18 protein-coding genes and 1 other RNA gene are annotated in these 19,571 nt (G+C 60.0%); 5 read left to right on the top strand and 14 right to left on the bottom strand.

Annotated elements, in window-relative coordinates; all coding sequences use genetic code 11:
- Positions 1 to 21: 21 nt before the first annotated feature.
- The 9 genes from P8S53_RS09070 to P8S53_RS09030 form a co-directional block, all read right to left on the bottom strand.
- A complete protein-coding gene (locus P8S53_RS09070; protein WP_277803643.1) occupies positions 22 to 510 on the bottom strand; it encodes a DUF805 domain-containing protein in 489 nt (162 codons plus the stop codon).
- 26 nt (positions 511 to 536) lie between these two features.
- Positions 537 to 1,421, bottom strand: coding sequence for a succinate--CoA ligase subunit alpha (gene sucD / locus P8S53_RS09065; RefSeq protein ID WP_277803642.1), 885 nt, complete (start codon positions 1,419 to 1,421; stop codon positions 537 to 539).
- Positions 1,422 to 1,790: a hypothetical protein gene (locus P8S53_RS09060; RefSeq protein WP_277803641.1), complete on the bottom strand. Its 369-nt coding sequence runs from the start codon at positions 1,788 to 1,790 to the stop codon at positions 1,422 to 1,424.
- 5 nt (positions 1,791 to 1,795) lie between these two features.
- Positions 1,796 to 2,989, bottom strand: coding sequence for an ADP-forming succinate--CoA ligase subunit beta (sucC, locus tag P8S53_RS09055; RefSeq protein ID WP_277803640.1), 1,194 nt, complete (start codon positions 2,987 to 2,989; stop codon positions 1,796 to 1,798).
- 268 nt (positions 2,990 to 3,257) lie between these two features.
- Positions 3,258 to 4,220 (bottom strand): malate dehydrogenase, encoded by a 963-nt coding sequence (mdh, locus tag P8S53_RS09050; protein ID WP_277803639.1) that lies wholly within the window; start codon positions 4,218 to 4,220, stop codon positions 3,258 to 3,260.
- A 196-nt stretch (positions 4,221 to 4,416) separates the two neighbouring features.
- Positions 4,417 to 6,213: a peptidoglycan -binding protein gene (locus tag P8S53_RS09045; protein ID WP_277803638.1), complete on the bottom strand. Its 1,797-nt coding sequence runs from the start codon at positions 6,211 to 6,213 to the stop codon at positions 4,417 to 4,419.
- Positions 6,214 to 6,216: 3 nt separating this feature from the next.
- Entirely contained in the window at positions 6,217 to 7,422 is a 1,206-nt protein-coding gene (locus P8S53_RS09040; protein ID WP_277803637.1) for a hypothetical protein, read from the bottom strand.
- A 211-nt stretch (positions 7,423 to 7,633) separates the two neighbouring features.
- Positions 7,634 to 8,035 (bottom strand): DUF2852 domain-containing protein, encoded by a 402-nt coding sequence (locus P8S53_RS09035; protein ID WP_277803636.1) that lies wholly within the window; start codon positions 8,033 to 8,035, stop codon positions 7,634 to 7,636.
- 146 nt (positions 8,036 to 8,181) lie between these two features.
- The gene (locus P8S53_RS09030) at positions 8,182 to 8,799 is read right to left on the bottom strand and encodes a TetR/AcrR family transcriptional regulator (protein WP_277803635.1); all 618 of its coding nucleotides are present in this window, start codon (positions 8,797 to 8,799) and stop codon (positions 8,182 to 8,184) included.
- A gap of 194 nt (positions 8,800 to 8,993) precedes the next feature.
- On the opposite strand from P8S53_RS09030, the gene ffs reads away from it, so the two are divergent.
- An RNA gene (gene ffs, locus P8S53_RS09025) (signal recognition particle sRNA small type) lies at positions 8,994 to 9,092 on the top strand.
- Between the two features lie 41 nt (positions 9,093 to 9,133).
- On the opposite strand, the gene P8S53_RS09020 is transcribed toward ffs, so the two are convergent.
- The gene (locus tag P8S53_RS09020; protein ID WP_277803634.1) at positions 9,134 to 9,541 is read right to left on the bottom strand and encodes a cytochrome c family protein; all 408 of its coding nucleotides are present in this window, start codon (positions 9,539 to 9,541) and stop codon (positions 9,134 to 9,136) included.
- A 124-nt stretch (positions 9,542 to 9,665) separates the two neighbouring features.
- Positions 9,666 to 10,490 (bottom strand): ABC transporter permease, encoded by an 825-nt coding sequence (locus tag P8S53_RS09015; protein WP_277803633.1) that lies wholly within the window; start codon positions 10,488 to 10,490, stop codon positions 9,666 to 9,668.
- Between the two features lie 160 nt (positions 10,491 to 10,650).
- On the opposite strand from P8S53_RS09015, the gene P8S53_RS09010 reads away from it, so the two are divergent.
- The 4 genes from P8S53_RS09010 to P8S53_RS08995 all read left to right on the top strand — a co-directional run bounded on the left by P8S53_RS09010 (position 10,651) and on the right by P8S53_RS08995 (position 15,298).
- Entirely contained in the window at positions 10,651 to 11,349 is a 699-nt protein-coding gene (locus P8S53_RS09010) for a GcrA family cell cycle regulator (RefSeq protein WP_306417903.1), read from the top strand.
- 258 nt (positions 11,350 to 11,607) lie between these two features.
- On the top strand, positions 11,608 to 12,594 hold the full coding sequence (locus tag P8S53_RS09005) for an iron ABC transporter substrate-binding protein (RefSeq protein ID WP_277803631.1): 987 nt from the start codon (positions 11,608 to 11,610) through the stop codon (positions 12,592 to 12,594).
- Positions 12,595 to 12,683: 89 nt separating this feature from the next.
- Positions 12,684 to 14,189 (top strand): iron ABC transporter permease, encoded by a 1,506-nt coding sequence (locus P8S53_RS09000; RefSeq protein WP_277803630.1) that lies wholly within the window; start codon positions 12,684 to 12,686, stop codon positions 14,187 to 14,189.
- A gap of 20 nt (positions 14,190 to 14,209) precedes the next feature.
- Positions 14,210 to 15,298: an ABC transporter ATP-binding protein gene (locus P8S53_RS08995; RefSeq protein WP_277803629.1), complete on the top strand. Its 1,089-nt coding sequence runs from the start codon at positions 14,210 to 14,212 to the stop codon at positions 15,296 to 15,298.
- A 209-nt stretch (positions 15,299 to 15,507) separates the two neighbouring features.
- Here P8S53_RS08995 and P8S53_RS08990 read toward each other — a convergent pair whose 3' ends face one another.
- The 3 genes from P8S53_RS08990 to rnr form a co-directional block, all read right to left on the bottom strand.
- Complete coding sequence (locus tag P8S53_RS08990; protein WP_277803628.1) at positions 15,508 to 15,930, bottom strand: heme-binding protein; 423 nt, start codon at positions 15,928 to 15,930, stop codon at positions 15,508 to 15,510.
- Between the two features lie 64 nt (positions 15,931 to 15,994).
- Complete coding sequence (gene bktB, locus P8S53_RS08985) at positions 15,995 to 17,170, bottom strand: beta-ketothiolase BktB (RefSeq protein WP_277803627.1); 1,176 nt, start codon at positions 17,168 to 17,170, stop codon at positions 15,995 to 15,997.
- A gap of 94 nt (positions 17,171 to 17,264) precedes the next feature.
- The gene (gene rnr, locus P8S53_RS08980; protein WP_277803626.1) at positions 17,265 to 19,514 is read right to left on the bottom strand and encodes a ribonuclease R; all 2,250 of its coding nucleotides are present in this window, start codon (positions 19,512 to 19,514) and stop codon (positions 17,265 to 17,267) included.
- Positions 19,515 to 19,571: the final 57 nt, after the last annotated feature.

Genomic DNA, 19,571 nt, shown 5'->3' with positions numbered 1-19,571 from the left:
CTACGGTAAAGATTATGCGCGTCAATGCACGCGCGGTTCAGGGCCATAGGTGTTCGGCCCACGCTGGCTGGAACGTGACATCCAGAACACGATAACCAGACCAGCCAGTATCTGAACAATGGACATAACACCCACAATCCCATCAGGCCCGCCCCGCGCAGCAAGGCCGAACGGGGACAGAATAATGCCGATCATATGCTGGAACACCGAGCCGGAGACGAACGTGCTGGCCACAACAATCGCGGATGGCACCAGCAGGAACCAACCGGGGCGGCCGGTATCTTGCAACCGGCGCCAGCCCACGGCCAGAAACGGCACAAACACGATGATCTGGAACGCGCGCAACACAAGCCCGCCGGTAGTTCCGCGAATGGCAAGCTCAAGCACACTCAGCACAGCCGCCCCGCCAAAGACAAAAGCAAAGAAAAACCAGTATTCGGGGCGACGTGATCGCCCCGAAAATGTAAACGCGTTGCGAAAACCATTCTGAATGGCTTGCGTTATGGTCATGTTTTGTCCCCCTTGGCGGGATCGGTTTATTTGCCAATCGCTTTCAGCACAGCCTCGCCCAGACCGGCGGGGCTGTCGGCAACGATGATACCGGCGCTTTTCATCGCTTCGATCTTATCGTCAGCACCACCTTTGCCGCCAGCAACAATCGCGCCAGCATGGCCCATGCGCCGCCCCGGAGGGGCCGTGCGGCCAGCAATGAAGCCTGCGCAGGGTTTGGACCGCCCGCGTTTTGCTTCATCTTTCAGGAATTGCGCGGCTTCTTCTTCGGCACTGCCCCCGATTTCCCCGATCATGATGATCGATTCGGTTTCATCATCGGCCAAAAACCATTCCAAAACGTCAAGATGCTCGGTCCCTTTTACAGGATCGCCCCCGATACCGACGCAAGTGGACTGGCCCAGCCCCACATCGGTGGTCTGTTTCACGGCTTCATAGGTCAATGTGCCGGACCGCGACACAACACCGACCGACCCGCGGCGGTGAATATGGCCCGGCATGATGCCGATTTTGCACGCATCCGGCGTGATGACACCGGGACAGTTCGGGCCAATCAGCACCGATTTGCTGTCAATCAGCGCACGCTTGACGCGCATCATGTCCAGAACGGGAATGCCTTCGGTGATGCAGACGATCAGTTCCATTTCCGCATCGATCGCTTCCAGAATGGAATCGGCGGCAAAGGGCGGCGGCACATAGATGACGGTTGCATTCGCGTCTGTCACCGATTTCGCTTCATGCACGGAATTGAACACCGGCAGGTCCAGATGGGTTTGCCCCCCCTTGCCCGGCGTGACACCACCGACCATTTTCGTGCCATAGGCAATGGCCTGTTCGGAATGGAATGTCCCCTGAGAGCCGGTGAAGCCCTGGCAGATGACCTTTGTGTTTTTGTCTACGAGAACGGCCATTTAAGCCTCCAATGGTTCGTTATGGAGCGTCATCGGAAACCAATGAGGCTCTCTGTAGGTTTCTATGGATTTCGCGATCGGGAACTTCGGCACAAATCCATCTAACATATAAGTAAGCTCGGTCGCAGGATGTGCATGAACCAACGAACTCTGAAGAAGTTCTGAAATGGCCTGCGCATACGGTTGCGAAAGTCGATCCCACATCAGAATATTCGGATGATCAAATAACGAAAACCAGAGATCACCAAGTGAATTTGGTTCAAGGCGGTTTAGCTCCGCGAACGACAGATGCCCACCACGCTCGGAGATTAATTCGAGCAATCGCTTTTTTGCTTCCGCGACCAAAATGGGATGGAACTTGTCGTTCATCCCGTTCAACCCTTCACCGCTTTGACGATCTTTTCAGCCGCATCCGACAGGTTGTCGGCAGCGATCACATTCAGGCCCGAATTGCGGATGATATCCTTGCCAAGGTCAACATTCGTGCCTTCCAGACGCACGACCAGTGGCACTTGCAGGCCCACATCCTTGACGGCGGCAATCACACCTTCGGCGATGATGTCGCAGCGCATGATGCCCCCGAAGATATTGACAAGAATACCTTTTACATTGGGGTCAGACGTGATGATCTTGAACGCTTCGGTGACTTTCTCCTTGGTCGCACCACCGCCCACATCCAAAAAGTTCGCGGGTTCCGCACCATACAGCTTGATGATGTCCATCGTGGCCATCGCCAGACCGGCACCGTTGACCATGCAGCCAATCTCGCCATCCAGCGCGATATAGTTCAGGTCATATTTGCTGGCGGCCAGTTCCTTGGGGTCTTCTTCCGTCTCGTCACGCAGTGCCAGAATATCGGCCTGACGATACAGTGAATTGGAATCGAACCCCATCTTGGCGTCCAGACATTTCATGTCGCCATCGGTGGTGACGATCAGCGGGTTGATTTCAACCATTTCCGCATCACGTTCGACAAACAGCTTGTAAAGCTTGTTTACCAGATCGACGCATTGCTTGACCTGCTTGCCTTCCAGTCCCAGCGCAAACGCCACGCGGCGACCGTGGAACCCCTGAATGCCGGTTGCCGGATCGACGCTGAAGGACAGGATTTTCTCGGGCGTGGATTCCGCCACTTCCTCAATGTCCATGCCACCTTCGGTCGACACGACAAAGCTGATGCGGCTGGTCACACGATCCACCAGAAGCGCCAGATACAATTCACGCGAAATATCTGATCCGTCTTCGATATAGATGCGGTTGACCTGCTTGCCTGCCGGTCCGGTCTGGTGTGTCACCAATGTGCGGCCCAACATCTGCTTGGTCATTTCTTCGGCTTCGCTGACAGATTTTGCCAGACGCACGCCGCCTTTTTCACCGGCGGATGCTTCCTTGAAATGCCCTTTGCCGCGGCCACCTGCGTGGATCTGCGCCTTGACGACCCAAAGCGGCCCGTCCAGCTCGCCCGCGGCGGTTTTGGCTTCTTCTGCGCGGAAAACAATGCGGCCATCCGACACGGGCACCCCGTAAGAGCGCAAAAGGCCCTTCGCCTGATACTCATGAATATTCATGAAACTGTCCCATTTTCTGTGTTATCTCCTTCTGTGCATGCCAGATTTCAGACAAAAAACAATGAATAACTTCGGCAATCCTTCGGGATCGGCTGAAAATGTGCATTTTGTGATCACACGCTGAAAAACTGTGATCACAAAATACCGCTAACAGCATTATCATCACAAAAACGTGATCACTCGAATGCCGTGCCGGTCAGAAATATCAAAGGGGCCGCACTATGGTGCGGCCCCTTGTATCTGTCAGAAAATGCAGTTCAAGCACGCCTTAGGCAAGGCTGGGATCAATCCCTTTGCATGCCTCAACAAGCCCGCGCACAGCAGCAACAGAACTGTCGAACATCGCCTGTTCATCCTTGGTCAGCTTGATATCGGCAATCTTTTCGATTCCGCCTTTGCCGATGATCGTGGGCACGCCGACATACATACCCTTCAGGCCGAATTCGCCATCGCAATAGGCCGCACAAGGCAGCAGGCGTTTTTGGTCTTTCAGATAGGCTTCGGCCATTTCGATGGCGCTGGTCGCGGGGGCGTAGAATGCCGAACCCGTTTTCAGCAGGCCCACAATCTCGGCGCCGCCGTCGCGGGTGCGCTGAACAATGGCGTCCAGCTTGTCTTGCGTGGTCCAGCCCATAGACACCAGATCAGGCAGCGGAATGCCCGCAACCGTCGAATAGCGCACCAGTGGCACCATCGTGTCGCCATGGCCGCCCAGCACAAAGGCCGTGACGTCGCGCATGGACACGTTGAATTCCACACTCAGGAAATGACGGAAACGCGCGCTGTCCAGAACGCCGGCCATGCCGACGACCTTGTTATGCGGCAGGCCCGAAAATTCGCGCAACGCCCAGACCATCGCATCCAGCGGGTTGGTGATGCAGATGACAAAGGCATTCGGGGCGTGATCGCGGATCCCTTCGCCAACCGATTTCATGACCTTCAGGTTAATGCCCAGCAGGTCATCGCGGCTCATGCCCGGTTTGCGCGGAACACCGGCGGTGACAATGCAGACATCCGCGCCTGCAATATCGGCGTAATCGGTGGTGCCCTTCAGTGCCGCATCAAACCCTTCGGAAGGGCCGGATTCAGCAATATCAAGCGCCTTGCCCTGCGGTGTGCCATCGGCAATATCGAACAGGACTACATCGCCAAGTTCCTTGATCGCAGCCAGATGGGCAAGTGTGCCGCCAATCTGTCCAGCGCCGATCAGTGCAATTTTGGGTCTGGTCATCAGTGATCTCCGGATCGTTTGTGTGACCCGCACTGCCTAGTCCCTTCGCAGCAATCACGCAAGGGCCACGACCCCTGTAAGCCATGCTGATTGCGCCCACATCGGGCATTTTGGCATAAAACTGTATACAATGGCACACCATATAGGCAGGCGCGTCATCACTCCGGCGATCAGCACGGCAGAATCATCCGCGCAATCAGCGCTCGGTCAGTTTCAGCTCAATACGGCGGTTGCGCGCCCGCGCCTGTGCGGTGTTGGCAGGGTCGACGGGGCGATACTCGCCGAAACCAGCTGCCGCCAGCCGGAATGCCGGAAAGCCCATCACCTCGGTCAGGTAGCGCACCACTGACAGCGCGCGGGCCTGGCTAAGCTCCCAGTTGTCGGCAAATTCCGCGCCGGGCGCGATGGGCAGATTGTCGGTGTGCCCGTCGACCTGCAAAACCCAATCAATGCCCGACGGAATATTATCTGCAACCTCTTGCAGAATTGACACGACGTTGCCGATCTGGGCGCGTCCCGCAGGCGCCAGATCGGCAGAGCCAAGTTCAAACAGCACTTCGGATGAGAAGACGAAGCGATCGCCCACAATCTCGACGCCGGAACGCCCTTCCAGAACCTGCCGCACCTGTCCGAAGAATTCGGAACGGAACTGCTCCAGCCTTTCACGCTCGGCCGCTTCCATATCTGCGCGGCGGCGTTCCTCGGCAGCCAGTTGCGCCAATGCAAGGTTCAGATCCGCGCCAAGGCTTTCAATCTGGACATTGGCGGCATCTTCACGCGCGCGCGCCTCGCCCAGCAAATCCTGCAAGCCGCCCACCTGCCCGCGCAGCGATGCAACTTGCTGGTTCAGCAATTCCAGCCTGCGCTGGTCCTCGGCGGATTGGGCTTCGGCGTCGGACAGGGCGGATTGCGCGGCGGCGCGCAATGCGGCCTGACGTTCACGTTCGGACAGTTCGGCCTGAAGATCGGCCTGAAGATCGGCTTGTGCGGCGCGTGCGGCGGCCAGCAGGGTCAGGGTTTCTTCGGCGCGCGCGCGTTCCGCTTCCAGTTGCAAGGTCATGGCGGTCAGTTCGGTATCTGCCTGCGCCAGACGGTCACGCAGGGCCTGCGCGGCGGCGGCATCTGCAAGGCGGCGGCGTTCTTCTTCGGTCAATGCGGTTTCCACATCTGACAGCCGCGCACGCAGCGCTTCGGCGGCGGCGGCTTCGGCCAGACGCGCGGCCTGCGCAGCGTCCAGTTCTTCGCGCGCGGCGGCCAGATCCTGCTCCAGCGCGCTTTGGTCCCGGGCAGTGGCAAGGCGTGCTTCCTCGGACGCGGCCAGCTGTTGCACCAGTTGCGCCAGGGACGCTTCCTGCGATGCCGCATCTGCCTGCGCCTGCGCAAGCGCCGCTTCCACCGCGTCGGCGCGGGCGGCAGCCAGACGCGCGGCCTGCGCTTCTGCATCCAACTCGTCACGCAGGCGCGCAAGGGCCAGTTCCATGGCTTCCTGTTCAGATATCAGCACTTGCTGCGCCGCTTCCAACTCTGCCAGATCGGCGGTCAGTTCTTCCCCTTGCGCAAGTGCGCTGTCGCGCTCGCCAATCAGGGCGGCCACTTGTGCTTCAAACTGGGTAATCTGCGCCTGTGCGCTGCTGAGTTCTGCCTCTCTCGCGGTCAGGTCACGCGACAAACCGCTGATCCGGGCCAGTTGCGCGGCCATCAGGGCGCGGGCCTCATCCAGATCGCCTTCAAGGCCGGACACCTGCCCTTCCAGTGTTGACACCTGCGCGCGCGACAATCCCAGTGCATCGACCAGACTGGCAACTTCGGCACTTAGACCTTCAAGTTCGGTTTCGCGTGCGGTGATCGTGTCGCGCAAAACAAACTGCACGATCATGAAGATCGATAGCACGAACATAAGCACCAGCAGCAGCGCGGTCATCGCATCGACGAAGCCCGGCCATATTGCGCCGCTGACTTCGCGCCGCTGGCCCCTGCCGCGTGCCAGCGCCATGGGTTACGCCCCCCCGTCGCGGCGCACGCCAAATCCCGCGCGCGACAACTGGCGCACTGCCATTGTCAGGTTAGACAGATCGGACCGCAAATCAGCCGTTGTTTCCAGACGACCCGCAGACAGTTCTTCGGAAATACGCAGAAGCTGCCCGTCAATATTGCGCAAACGCATCCTGATTTCAGCTTCGGCATGGGGGCCGCCCTCGACCGCATCCTGACGGTAATAGCCAAGAAGTTCTTCCTGTGCGGTGGCAATGCGTTCCAGCACCACGGATGCATCCTGCGCATCCCTCCCGCCAAGCCCGCCTTCGGCCAGCCGGTCAATGGCCTGCACCAGATATCCCAGCGCCTGATCCAGTTGGCCGCGTTCAAAATCGGCCTGAACCTGCTGGCGGTGCATCGCTTCCATCTGTTCGGCCATCGCGTCCAGAACGTGCACAACCGCGCCCATTTCGCCGCCCTGTTCGGGATCGGTCCCTGCCATACCAAGGCGCGTGATGGAGCTGAGCCATTCTTCAAGCTGGCGGTAAAACCGGTTCTGCCCATGGCCCGCAAACAGTTCCAGCAACCCCACAACCAGCGATCCTGCAAGCCCCAGCAAGGATGACGAAAACGCCGTTCCCATGCCGCCAAGCTGCGCTTCAAGCCCGCTCATCAGGTTTTCAAACACCTGTATGCCCGTCTCGTTGGCTTCGGGGGCAAGCGAGCGGATTGTGTCGACCACCGCAGGAACGGTGGTTGCAAGCCCGTAAAATGTTCCAAGCAAGCCAAGGAAAATCAACAGGTTGATGATATAGCGCGTGATGTCGCGCAATTCATCCAGCCGCGTGGCCACGGAATCAAGGATAGACCCTGCCGAACTGGAACTGATCTGGCTGCCATGCCCGCGCCCCCGCAACAGTGCCGCCAGTGGCACCAGCAGCGCAGGCGGAACTGTCGCATCATGACCGGGGGTGCCCGCGGCAAACCCTTCGATCCAGACGATGGACCGGTTCAACTGGATCACCTGCCAGAACGTGGCAAGCACGCCAATGACAAACACCAGAAAGATGAATCCGTTCAGCCATATATTCGCAAGGAAAATACCTGCCACGCGTGGCAGGGCAAAATATGTTCCCACCGCAACCAGAACAATGACAAGAAACATCATCACAATCTGGCGGACCGGTCGGGAAAACTGCGTCTGAACCCCAAGCTGGGATCTGGCCATGGCGGGCTTCCTGATCCTCTGTTTTACAAGGGCACACTAGGTCAGTCAGAACGCACTGCCAACCGGTGTTTTAACCTTGGGCTGAATTATCATGGCAGATGTTGCGCCCGCGCGCAGCTTTCGGGCAAATGGCATGATGCAAGAAAGACCCCGTCGCAAGATCGGGGCCTTTCAGGATCATAATATCGCGACAGGAATGCGCGGCATGCCCTTAAAGCGGGTCTGCCGCCGTTTGGGATGCGTCGCGCTTGCGGCGGTTATCTTCCATGAACTGGTCGAATTCCGCTTTGTCCTTGGCATCGCGCAACCGGTGCAGGAATGTGTCAAACGCGGTTTGTTCATCTTCCAGCCGGCGCAGCGTATCTGCCTTGTAGGCGTCAAATGCCGAATTGCCGGAAGAACGCATCATTGTGGCCCCGTGACGGGCTTTTGTGCGGCAGGATTTTCCAAACATCTGTTTTCCCCAGATCATATAAGCCAGAAGCGCAAGCCCCAGTGGCCAGAACAGAATAAAGGCCAGCACCATCGCGGTGATCCAGCCTGCCTTGCCAAAGCCGTCAAGCCAAGCTTCTGCCTGACGGGCCCATGACATCGGCGCTGTCATTGTTGTCATGTCGTACCCCTTTTCATGGTTGGTGAATGTAATTCACATTTACATATGTGGCAGGTCTGATCCGGATTTCAAGGGAAAATGTAAAGATGCTTCACATTTTTTCGCACGCCGCCGAAAGGGAAAGCAATCTGCGCCCCTGCCTGCTATCAGGTGTCTGACTCCAGAAACCCCAAGCCACGCAAATACACCCCGACACCGCTTTCCAGCAATTCCTCTGGGGTGAAGGGCGCGCGCGCGCCGGGTGTGCCGCGGGCATAAAGGGCGACAATCCCGTGACTTAACGCCGTGACATGGGCTGCAAACATCGTCGCAGGCGGGCGACGGTCCGGCGGCATACGCGCCGACAAGTCAGCAGCCGCACGCAAAAGAACATTGTCTGCCCGCGCGCAGGCCGCAGCAAGATCCTTGCTGGCATTGACGGGCACGCCTGATTCGAACATGGCGGCGTAATGCCCCGGATGTTTGCGCGCAAAGGCCAGATATGCACGCCCCACCGCTTCGAAAGCGACAAGCGGGGACGGTTGCCCGTCCTTATAGGCGTATTCCAGCACGTCCGAAAACAGGTCGAACCCCTGCCGCGCAATCTCGATTATAAGATCCTCGCGGCCGGTGAAATGGCGGTAGGGCGCTGCCGCCGACACATCCGCGCGCTTGGCCGCCTCGGCCATGGTGAAGCCTTGCGGTCCGGTTTCCGCAATCAGTTCAAGCGCGGCCTCTACCAAAGCCTGCCGCAGATTGCCGTGATGGTAGCCCCGCTTGGCCATGTCCGCCCTGTCTGATTGCTTGCCCCTTCATAGAACAAACCGGCAAAAAGTGGAAACCGGTTTTCGGGCTGGCTTTTTGATTATTCAACATGTTAGCGCCCACGCGCTGCAAGACCAGGCCACAGGGGGCGGTTGTGTTTGCGAAATCCAACACGATGCTTGCATTGCGCCGCATGAACGCATAGATACCCCCGCGAGAGGCTGGCGCGGGCGAACGCCTTGCCAACCCGGTCAGGTCCGGAAGGAAGCAGCCGCAGCATTTTCCGTTTGGGTCGCTGTCCAGTCTCTCACCCCATCATCCGACATGATTGACAGAAACTGCGCGCACTCAACGCTATTGCGACAGGCTGCGCAGATAGTCGAACAACGCAGCGCCCCCCTGACGCAGTTCGACATGCATATCGGCACGCGCTTCTGCGTTGCCGGTGGCGCTGCGCAAAAACTGTTCGGGATTGGCCAGATAGGCCACGAAATTGTCCCGCGTCCATGTCACGCCGCCCGCGCGCGCGGCGCGCATCGCATCGGAATAAAAACGGAAATCGCCATCAGCACCGGCCGTGCGGCCCGCAATGCCATACAGGTTGGGCCCACTACGCCCGCCGCGCGCCAGAACGGTCCCGTCCGGCGCGGTGACTGTATGGCAGGTTCTGCAATCCGCCCACATGCGGTCCCCCGCATGTGCCATCGGGGCAAGCGCTGCAAAAGCCACTGCCATAAAGGCCCATTTAATACGCTGTTTCACCACATCCCCTTTTGGCACATGCCATGCGCAGTTATACCATTGCGCCCCGTCGTGACAAGCCAGCGCTTGACCGGACGGGGGCAACATTCACATGCCCGTATTCACATGCGTGTGACCTGAAATCCTATGGTTTCAACCGGTATCCGCTGCGCAGCCAGCCCCAGCACAGCACGCAAACCCCAAGTGCCGTTCCCGACACAACCACCAGCCCCAGAACGGGCGATGCGTCGGACGCGCCGATCATGCCGTAGCGCGCGCCATCAATCAGGTAAAAGACCGGATTGAACCGGCTGATCATTTCCAGCACCGGCGGCAGCCCCGAGATGGAATAGAATGTCCCCGACAGAAACGACAATGGCACGACAATAAAATTCGTGATTGCGGCAATCTGGTCGAATTTGTTGGAAATGATACCGGCGGCAATACCGATTGCCCCCAGCAGCACGGCCCCCAGCGTCAGGAAGGTCAGCAACCACACAGGGCGTGCCACCCCAAGGCCAAGAACAAGCCACAACGCCAGCGAGATAACCACACCGACCACCAGCCCGCGCGCAACCCCGCCCGCCAGATAGCCCAGCACCAGTTCCAGCGGCGACAATGGCGGCATCAGCGTGTCGACGATATTGCCCTGCACCTTGGAAATCACGATAGAGGATGATGTGTTGGCAAAACTGTTCTGGATAACAGTCATCATCAGAATGCCGGGGGCCAGAAACTGGATGAAGGGCACGCCCAGAACCTCGCCGCGCGCAGGCCCGATGGCCAGCGAGAACACCGCCAGAAACAAACCCGCCGTCACCAGCGGTGCCGCAAGGGTCTGCGTCCACACGACAAGAAAGCGCATCACCTCGCGCCAGGCAAGGGCTTGCAGGCCCAACCAGTTCATGCGCCCGAATCTGCGCATTCCCATGTCATACCTGTCGGGTTGATCTATCCGTTGATCCAACATTTTTACTGCCCTTTCCGGCTTTGGCGTCAGTTTCGCACGCTTGGTCATTGTATTTATGTGGCGCGGCTTGTATTTCACCACCTTGCCCTTACTGTTGGGCAATAGAATTCCAAAAGGGGCGCGTGACAAGCCCGCCCTGCCGCCAGCCGTGGAGCAGATGATGTCCTGGACCGACGAACGGGTCGAATTGCTAAAGAAAATGTGGATGGAGGGGCAGTCTGCCTCTCAGATTGCCAAGGAACTGGGCGGTGTTACGCGCAACGCAGTCATCGGCAAGGTGCACAGGCTTGGCCTGTCGAACCGGACCACCACAGATGCAGAAGCCCCCCCCACCCCGCAATCACCGCCTACTGCAAATGCAGGGGCGCAGCCTTCCAAACCCGCGACAGACACGACAGTCAGGCGCCCTGACCCGGTGCAGGCGCCGCCTGCCGCAGAACCCGCCGCACCTGTGGTTGATCTGGCACAAGCCAAGGCCGAACGCGCGGCCCGCCCGAAACCGCCGGAACCCGCGCCCGCACCGGAACCTGAAGTTGAACGCGCAACCGAAGTGGTCACAACGCCTGCGCCCTATAATCCGCGCCCGATCATTCCCGCAGGCCAGCCGCTGCCGCCGCAACCTTCTACCGATGAGATCGACCCTGAAGCGCTGGCAACTGTCCGCGAGATTGAAAAGACAGCCCGCAAGCTGTCCTTGCTGGAACTGACGGAACGAACCTGCAAATGGCCGATTGGCGATCCGGCGACCGATGATTTCTGGTTTTGCGGCCTGCCGGTAAAACCTGGCAAACCCTATTGCGAAGCGCATGTCGCAGTGGCCTTTCAACCCATGAGCAGCCGGCGCGACCGCAAACGCTGATCAATGGCTGTATTCCGTGGAAAAACCCGCGCCGCAAGGTTGCGGGTTTTTTGATGGAATATCCGCTTCACCTGCAACAGACGGGATGACGCATCAGATAAATGCGGTGCGGAAGGTAGTTGACGAAACAACTCAGGTATAATAACTGACGACATCAGTAGGGATTATCATGCGGATATCCGCAAAGCCAAAGTGCCGGACGGCACATCAGCCAACAGGGTTCCTGCGCTGTAACTTAGACCCCTGAAAGAGGTTAACATGACAATTTTGCGCAATTCCGTCTTTGCATTGGCCGCCTTCGCCGCGACCCCCACGCTGGCCGATCTGACACTGTATTCGGGCCGCGGTGAAACGCTGGTCGCCCCCATTATCGAAGCCTTTACCGCACAGACCGGCATCAATGTGAATGTCCGTTATGCAGGCACTGCCGAACTGGCCGTGCTGCTGCAAGAAGAAGGTGATGCATCGCCTGCTGATCTGTATTGGGCACAGGATGCCGCAGCCCTTGGTGCCGTGGTTGACCTGTTTGCTGCGCTGCCTGACTCGCTGGTTGCCGATGTGCCTGCGAGCTACCGTGACAGCGAAAACCGCTGGGTTGCCACATCCGGCCGTGGCCGCGTGATCGCCTATTCGCCCGAGCGCGTGTCCGACGAAGACCTGCCCGCATCAATGTTCGATCTGACCGATGAAAAATGGAAGGGCCGCATCGCCCTGCCTGCAACCAACGGCTCATTCCTGGCGCATGTCACTGCCATGCGTGTGCTGCACGGCGATGACGAAACCCGTGCATGGCTGGAAGGGATCGCTGCCAATGAACCCGTCGCTGTAAGCAACAACACGGCTGCCATTCAAGCCATTGGCGATGGTGAAGCTGATATTGCGGTGACCAACAACTACTACCTGAACCGCTTTCTGAACCGCGATTCAGATTTCCCCGTCACCCAGACGCTGTTCAGCAATGAAGGCGATATCGGCAACCTGCTGCTGGTTGCGGGCATGGGCGTTCTGGAAAGCTCGGACCACAAGGACGACGCACAAGCGTTTATCGAATTCCTGCTTTCGCCCGCCGCACAGCAATATTTCACTGGCGAAGTGTCTGAATTCCCCATCATTCCGGGCACGATTGTCACACGTCAGGACATCAATATTGACGACGTGACCCGTGTTGCGCCAGAAGTCGACCTGAACACCATCGGCGATCTGGAAGGCACATTGGAAATGCTGCGTGAAGTTGGGCTGATTTGAACCTGAGCACCACGATAACACCGGGCCTGTGGCGCATGCCACGGGCCCGCGTGATCTTTTCGGCCCTCGGTCTTTTGATCGGGGGCTTGATGGTGTTACCGCTGATTTGGCTGGTCATGCGCGCAACGCAGGCCGATCTGGTAACCGTGATCGACATGTTCACGCGCCCGCGCACGTTAGAATTGCTGCGCAATACTTTCGCACTGGTGGTCTGCACGCTGGCACTGGCCACGCTGATCGCGCTGCCACTGGCATGGCTGGTCAGCCGCACCAACCTGAAATATCGCAGATTTGTCAATATTCTGGCAATTATTCCGCTGGCCACACCGGGCTATGTCATGGCTTATGCATTGATTGGCCTGTCGGGCAATTTCGGGTTCATGAATCAGGTATTCGGCGTCACCATCCCGCGCCTGCAAGGGCTGTGGGGGGCGACGCTGGCGCTGGCGCTTTATACATTTCCCTATATTTACCTAAACCTGCGCGCCGCATTTGCAGGGCTGGACCAGTCACTGGAAGAAGCGGCCCGCGCCCTTGGTGCCACCCCGAGAGAGGTTTTTTTCAAGGTCACCCTGCCCCACCTGATGCCCGCGCTGATGGCGGGCTGGCTGGTTGTGGGCTTGTATGTGATTGGTGATTTCGGCGCGGTCGCGCTGATGCGCTATGAAGTGTTCAGCTACGCGATCTATATTCAGTATTCCGTCATGTTCGACCGTGTCTATGCGGCATGGCTGGCGCTGATGCTGATTGCCATCGCACTTTCGGTCGTGTGGTGGGAAAGCCGCCTGCGCGAAGGCGCGCATTATTCGCGCACCGGATCAGGGGCGGGCACAGCGCGGCGGCGTCTGAATCTGCCGCCTGCGTTGCAGGCGCTTGGCTGGGGGTTTGTCGCATTGGTCTTGCTGGCATCTGTGGGGTTGCCCATCGCGGTTTTGACCTTCTGGATGGTGCGGCTGGATGACCTGCCCGCAGTGTTACCAGCCTTGCTGCGCGCATTTTCGCAATCGCTGTCGGTGGCGGTTCCGTCCGCGTTGATGGCAGCGGCGATGGCATTGCCGGTCGCAGTGCTTGCCGTGCGCTACCCATCGCGGCTGTCGACATTGATAAACCGGCTGGCCTTTGTGGGGTATGCGGTGCCTGCGCTGGCTTTCGCGCTGGCTTTCGTGTTCTTTTCGCTGAATGCGGCGCGGTTCCTGTATCAAACGCAATTGCTGCTGGTGATGGTCTATGCGCTTAGCTTTCTGGCGCTGGCACTTGGTCCCATCCGGTCGGCGCTGTATCAGGCCCGCCCGTCGGTGGAGGAATCTGCGCGGGCGCTGGGGCATGGGCCATTGTCGGTGTTTGCGCGCGTCACATTGCCCACCATCCGCCCGGGTGTGGTTGCGGGTATGGTGCTGGTGTTTGTGATTGCCATGAAGGAACTGCCAATCGCATTTCTGCTGGCGCCCACCGGGTTCCGGCCCTTGTCGATCACCATGTTTTCGCGCACATCAGAAGGTATGTTGATGGAAGCCGCGCCCTACGCCGCAGCGATCATGGCCTTTTCAGCCCTTTTCGTAGGCTTCGTTTTGCGCCATGACAAGAAGGCCGGATAACGGCCAAGGAAAGACACTTCATGACCACCCTGCCCAAAAGCCTGAGTTTCAAGATGCCCGCAGAGGCAACGCCATCGGGGTTTCGTCCCGCTGCCAAGGCATTGCTGTTGGAAGTGAAACGCCTGCGCAAGCATTTCCCGCATGGTGACACGCCCGCCGTGGAACGTGTCAGCTTCGATCTGGGCGAAGGGGAAATGCTGGCACTGCTGGGTCCGTCAGGGTGCGGCAAGACGACAACCCTGCGCATGATCGGCGGGTTTGAACCGCCCGATGAAGGGACCATCAACCTGCATGGCAAGGACATCACCCGCCTGCCCCCCGAAGCGCGGGGTATCGGATTTGTGTTTCAGGATTATGCGTTATTCCCGCATCTGACCGTGTTCGAGAATGTGAAATTCGGCCTGCGCAAGCTGTCACGCGCCAAGGCCGACGAACGCGCACGCGAAATGCTGGCATTGGTCGGATTGTTCGGGCTGGATGCACGCAAGCCGCATGAATTGTCGGGCGGTCAGCAACAGCGTGTCGCACTGGCGCGCACCCTTGCGGTTGCCCCGCCCTTGGTGTTGATGGATGAACCGTTTTCCAACCTTGACGCGGCCATGCGCGTGGAAACCCGTCAGGAAGTGCGCAAACTGCTGAAAGCTGCCGGATCGGCATCCATTCTGGTCACCCATGATCAGGAAGAGGCGATGGCCGTGGCCGACCGCATTGCGGTCATGGAAGCCGGGCGTGTTGTCCAGATCGGCACTCCGGACGAGATTTACCGCAACCCCGTATCGGCCTTTGTTGCATCCTTTCTTGGACGCTCCAACATTCTGACGGGGACCGCATCGGGGATGGAAGTGAAGACCGAATTCGGCAACCTGCCCCTTAGCCGCGCGGCAAACGGGGCCGTGTCATTGTCGGTGCGCCCCGAACAGATCATGCTGGAGCCAGACCCAGAGGGCACGGCGTCCGTTGTCGGGCGCGAATTCCGCGGACATGACCAGTTGTTCTGGGTTCAGGAAGGCGAGCGCTGCATGCTGGTCATTTCCGGCGCAGGCGCAAGCATTGATATCGGCGCGAAAGTACGGCTGCGCATTTGCGATTGCGTGGTGCCGCTGGGCTGAAACCTGTCGGGCGGCGCGGTGGCAAATCGCGGCGATTGACGCGGTTGGATTGACGTTTAATCACAGCAATCCCAAGGCGCGGAGCGAAGGGCGCAGCCCGCCGCCCCATCGGCAGGCCGCGGGACGGCCCGCCGATGGGGCGGGCTTGGTGCACGCGTCTTCCGCACCCTCTCCAGCTATATTGTGAGTCCGCCGATAGCGCGGAAAAATCAGGCTTCGGCGTCCAGCCCTGCCGCAGCGGCCCCTGCAAGGGCTGCATCCGCGTCATTGTCCGATGTGTCGCCCGTCACGCCAATCGCGCCGACCACAACGCCGCCCTTGCGCAGCAGCACACCACCGGGAACCGGCACAACCTGCCCGCCATACACACCATTCACTGCGGCCATGAAATAGGCCTGCGCTTCGGCCCGCGCCATTTGTGCGCGCCCCGCCATGCCCAGCATGACCGCGCCATATGCCTTGCCCTGCGCAATCGCGAACCGGCCCGGTGCCGCGCCATCTTCGCGCTCAAAGGCCAGAACATGGCCGCCGCTGTCCAGCACCACCACTGACAACGGTTTCAGCCCCATCTCGCGCCCTTTGGCGCGGGTGGTGGAAATGATGGTGCGCGCCTGATCAAGTGTCAGTGTCATGTCTGCTTCCCTTCATGCAATTCATCCATGACAGACATACCCCAGCACGCGCCATGTGCAAGGATCAGATGCGTTCCAGCGCCAGTGCAATCCCCTGCCCGCCCCCGATACACATGGTCACAAGGGCGCGCTGCCCGCCGGTGCGGGTAAGTTCATGCAGCGCCTTGATGGTGATGATCGCCCCCGATGCGCCCACCGGATGCCCCAGCGCAATGGCCCCGCCATTTGCGTTCACACGCGCAGGATCCAACCCAAGGGCCTGACTGACCGCAAGGGCCTGCGCCGCAAATGCCTCGTTCGATTCGATCACGTCGAACTCATCCACGCCCAGACCGGTGCGCGCACACAGCGCCTGAACCGCAGGCACAGGGCCAATTCCCATGATATCAGGGCGCACACCTGCATGGGCGTAGCTGGTAATGCGCGCAAGTGGTTGCAGTCCCGCCTGCTGCGCGGCACTTGCCCGTGCCAGAACCAGCGCGCCCGCGCCGTCATTGATGCCGCTGGCATTTCCGGCCGTGACCGTGCCGTCCTTCGCAAAGGCCGGGCGCAGCGCCGCCAGTGCGTCTGCGGTGGTGGCCTTGGGGTGTTCATCCGTGTCGAAAACCACATCGCCCTTGCGCGACTTTACGGTGACGGGCACGATCTGCCCGGCAAAACGCCCCTCAGCGATGGCGCGGGCGGCGCGGGTCTGGCTTTCCAGTGCAAACGCATCCTGCATATCGCGGGTAATGCCATATTCGCGCGCAACGTTTTCAGCAGTCACCCCCATATGGCCCGTGCCAAAGGGGCAATTCAGCGCCCCCAACATCATATCTGTTCCGGCCACATCCCCCATTTTCTGCCCGAACCGCGCCGCAGGCAGAATATAGGGGGCGCGGCTCATACTTTCTGATCCGCCCACCAGCGCAAAATCTGCATCCCCCAGCGCCAGCGCCTGAATGCCCGAAACGATGGCCTGCACGCCGGACCCGCATAACCGGTTCACATTCATCGCGGGCACAGTTTCCGGCACGCCCGCCTTCATGGCCGCAAGGCGCGACAGATACATGTCGGCAGGTTCGGTGGCGATGACATTGCCGAACACCACAGTGCCGATCTGTTCCCCCGCGACGCCCGCGCGCGACAGGGCTTCCGTGGCGACAATGCGCCCCAACTCCACAGGTGTCAGCCCCGCAAGCGCGCCCCAGAACGTGCCAATGGCCGTGCGTGCGCTGCCCAGAATAACAATATCGTCCATCACTTCCCCCGTTCGAATACCACCTTGGCGGGCAGTCTAGGGCGTGACGGGATCGCAATCCATCACCAACAGATATGACGCAGCGTCCGGCGTGTCAGCCTCGGGTGCGTTTGATCTTCTTGCGGGCTTTTGCGTCCGCGCCTTTGCGCTTGCCAACCGCGCGCCGCACAGGACGGCCACGACCACGACCGCCACGCGGGTTGCGCGCGGGGGCTTCGCCCTCGACCTCCAGCAGTTCCAGGGCCAGCCCGCCGGTCACGGGTTCGGCCTCTGCCAGTTTGACCTTCACACGCTGGCCCAGACCGATGCGAAAGCCCGTGCGCTCGCCTTCCAGCACCTGTGTTTCGGGGTCGTGGCGGAAATATTCATCGCCGATGGCGCGAATGGGCACCAGCCCGTCCGCGCCGGTTTCATCAAGCTTCACAAACACCCCGAAGCGCGCAACGCCCGACACACGGCCGGTAAATTCCGCGCCAACCCGTTCGGCCAGAAATGCCGCCAGATAGCGGTCTGCCGTGTCGCGCTCTGCCGCCATGGACCGGCGTTCTGCCTCGGATATGGCCTTGGCGGTTTCGTCCAGATGGTCCACGTCCCATGGCGTCAGCCCGTCATCACCCCAGTTATGCGCCGCAATCAGCGCGCGGTGCACGATCAGGTCCGCATAGCGCCGGATAGGCGATGTGAAATGCGCATATTCACGCAAGGCCAGCCCGAAATGCCCAAAATTCTGCGCATTGTAATAGGCCTGCGTCATCGACCGCAGCGTGGCCATATTGATCAATTCGTCAAATTCGGTGCCTTCGGCCTGTGCCAGCAACTGGTTGAAATGGCGGGTTTTCAACACCTGCCCCTTGGCCAGCGCAAATCCCGATTCCCGCGCCAGTTCGCGCAGCGATTCCATTTTTTCGGGACTCGGTTCCTCATGCACACGGTAAAGCAACGCAGACCCTTTTTCGCGCAGGGTTTCGGCGGCCGCAACATTGGCAAGGACCATGAAATCCTCGACCAGACGATGCGCATCAAACCGTTCCTTGAACGCAACCGATGTGACGCGCCCTTCATCCGACAGCACGATCTGGCGTTCGGGCAGGTCGATATCCAGTGGCTGGCGGCGGTCGCGCGCATGGCGCAGCGCGCGATATGCGCCAAACAGGTCGCGCAACCCGTCCAGCAGTGGCGTGGTCGCGTCGTCCAACCTGCCTTCATCCGCGGCCTGCGCCTGCTCATAGGTCAGCGACGCGCGCGAGCGCATGATCGCGCGGTGGAAATCATGCGTAAGCTTGTTGCCCTGCGCGTCAATCACCATGCGCAGCGCCATGCAGGGCCGGTCCACCCCTTCATGCAGCGAACACAGATCGCCTGACAGAATGTCGGGCAGCATGGGCACAACACGGTCGGGGAAGTATGTGGAATTGCCGCGCCTGCGCGCTTCACGGTCCAGTTCGGAACCGGGGCGCACATAGGCCGCGACATCCGCGATGGCCACCCACAGGATGAACCCGCCCGCGTTTTCGGGGTCAGGGTCCGCGCTGGCCATGATCGCATCATCATGATCACGCGCATCCCACGGGTCGATGGTCATCAGATCCAGATCGCGCAGATCACGGCGCCCCTCCGGCCCTGCCGGTTCGGCGCGATCAGCCTCGGCAATCACCGCGTCGGGGAAGGCATCGCGTATGCCATGCTGATGAATGGCAATCAGCGACACGGCCTTGGGCGCGGTCGGGTCGCCCAGACGCGCAATGATACGCGCGGCAGGCGGACCGAAACGCCCCTTGCCTAGTGGTTCGGCATGGACCAGCTCGCCATCCTGCGCGCCGTCAGTGTCATGGGCGGACACACGCCAGTCACGGTCTGCGCCCTTGTCGATGGGCACAACGCGCCCGCCTTCGGCCGATTTACGGAACACACCCAGAATGCGCGCGGGGTTGGTGCCGATCTTGCGCATCAGGCGGGCCTGATAGTCATAATCGGGGCCACGAATGGCCTCGATCCGCGCCAGAACGCGGTCCCCCTCGCCAAGGGCGGGGTCATCGCTGCGGGTCAGGAACAGGATGCGCGGCGCAGGGCCTTCGCTGCGCCACTCGACCGCGCGCGCGAACAGATCACCCTGCGCATCAGGGGCCAGAATTTCCAGCACCGTCACGGGGGGCAACGCGCCTGTGCCGCCTTTGGATCGGCGGCGCGGCAGAACGCCTTCGCCCTCCAACTCGCGCAGCATGGCTTTCAGGTCGATCTTCGCGCCGCCCTTTATGTCGAACGCTTTGGCAATGTCGCGTTTGCTGGCGCCGGGGTTTTCCGCGATCCACGCGCGCAACTGGTCCAGTCCGGGAAGCTGTTTCATGCAAATCCCCTGCGTTCAGGTTGGCCCGCGCGCGTTGCGCAAGGCAGGGGTGTAACC

This window comes from Roseinatronobacter sp. S2, from assembly GCF_029581395.1.
Taxonomy (GTDB): Bacteria; Pseudomonadota; Alphaproteobacteria; order Rhodobacterales; family Rhodobacteraceae; genus Roseinatronobacter.
Note: the sequence above shows the minus strand (reverse complement) of the source record. Positions and strands in the feature narration are given on the sequence as shown.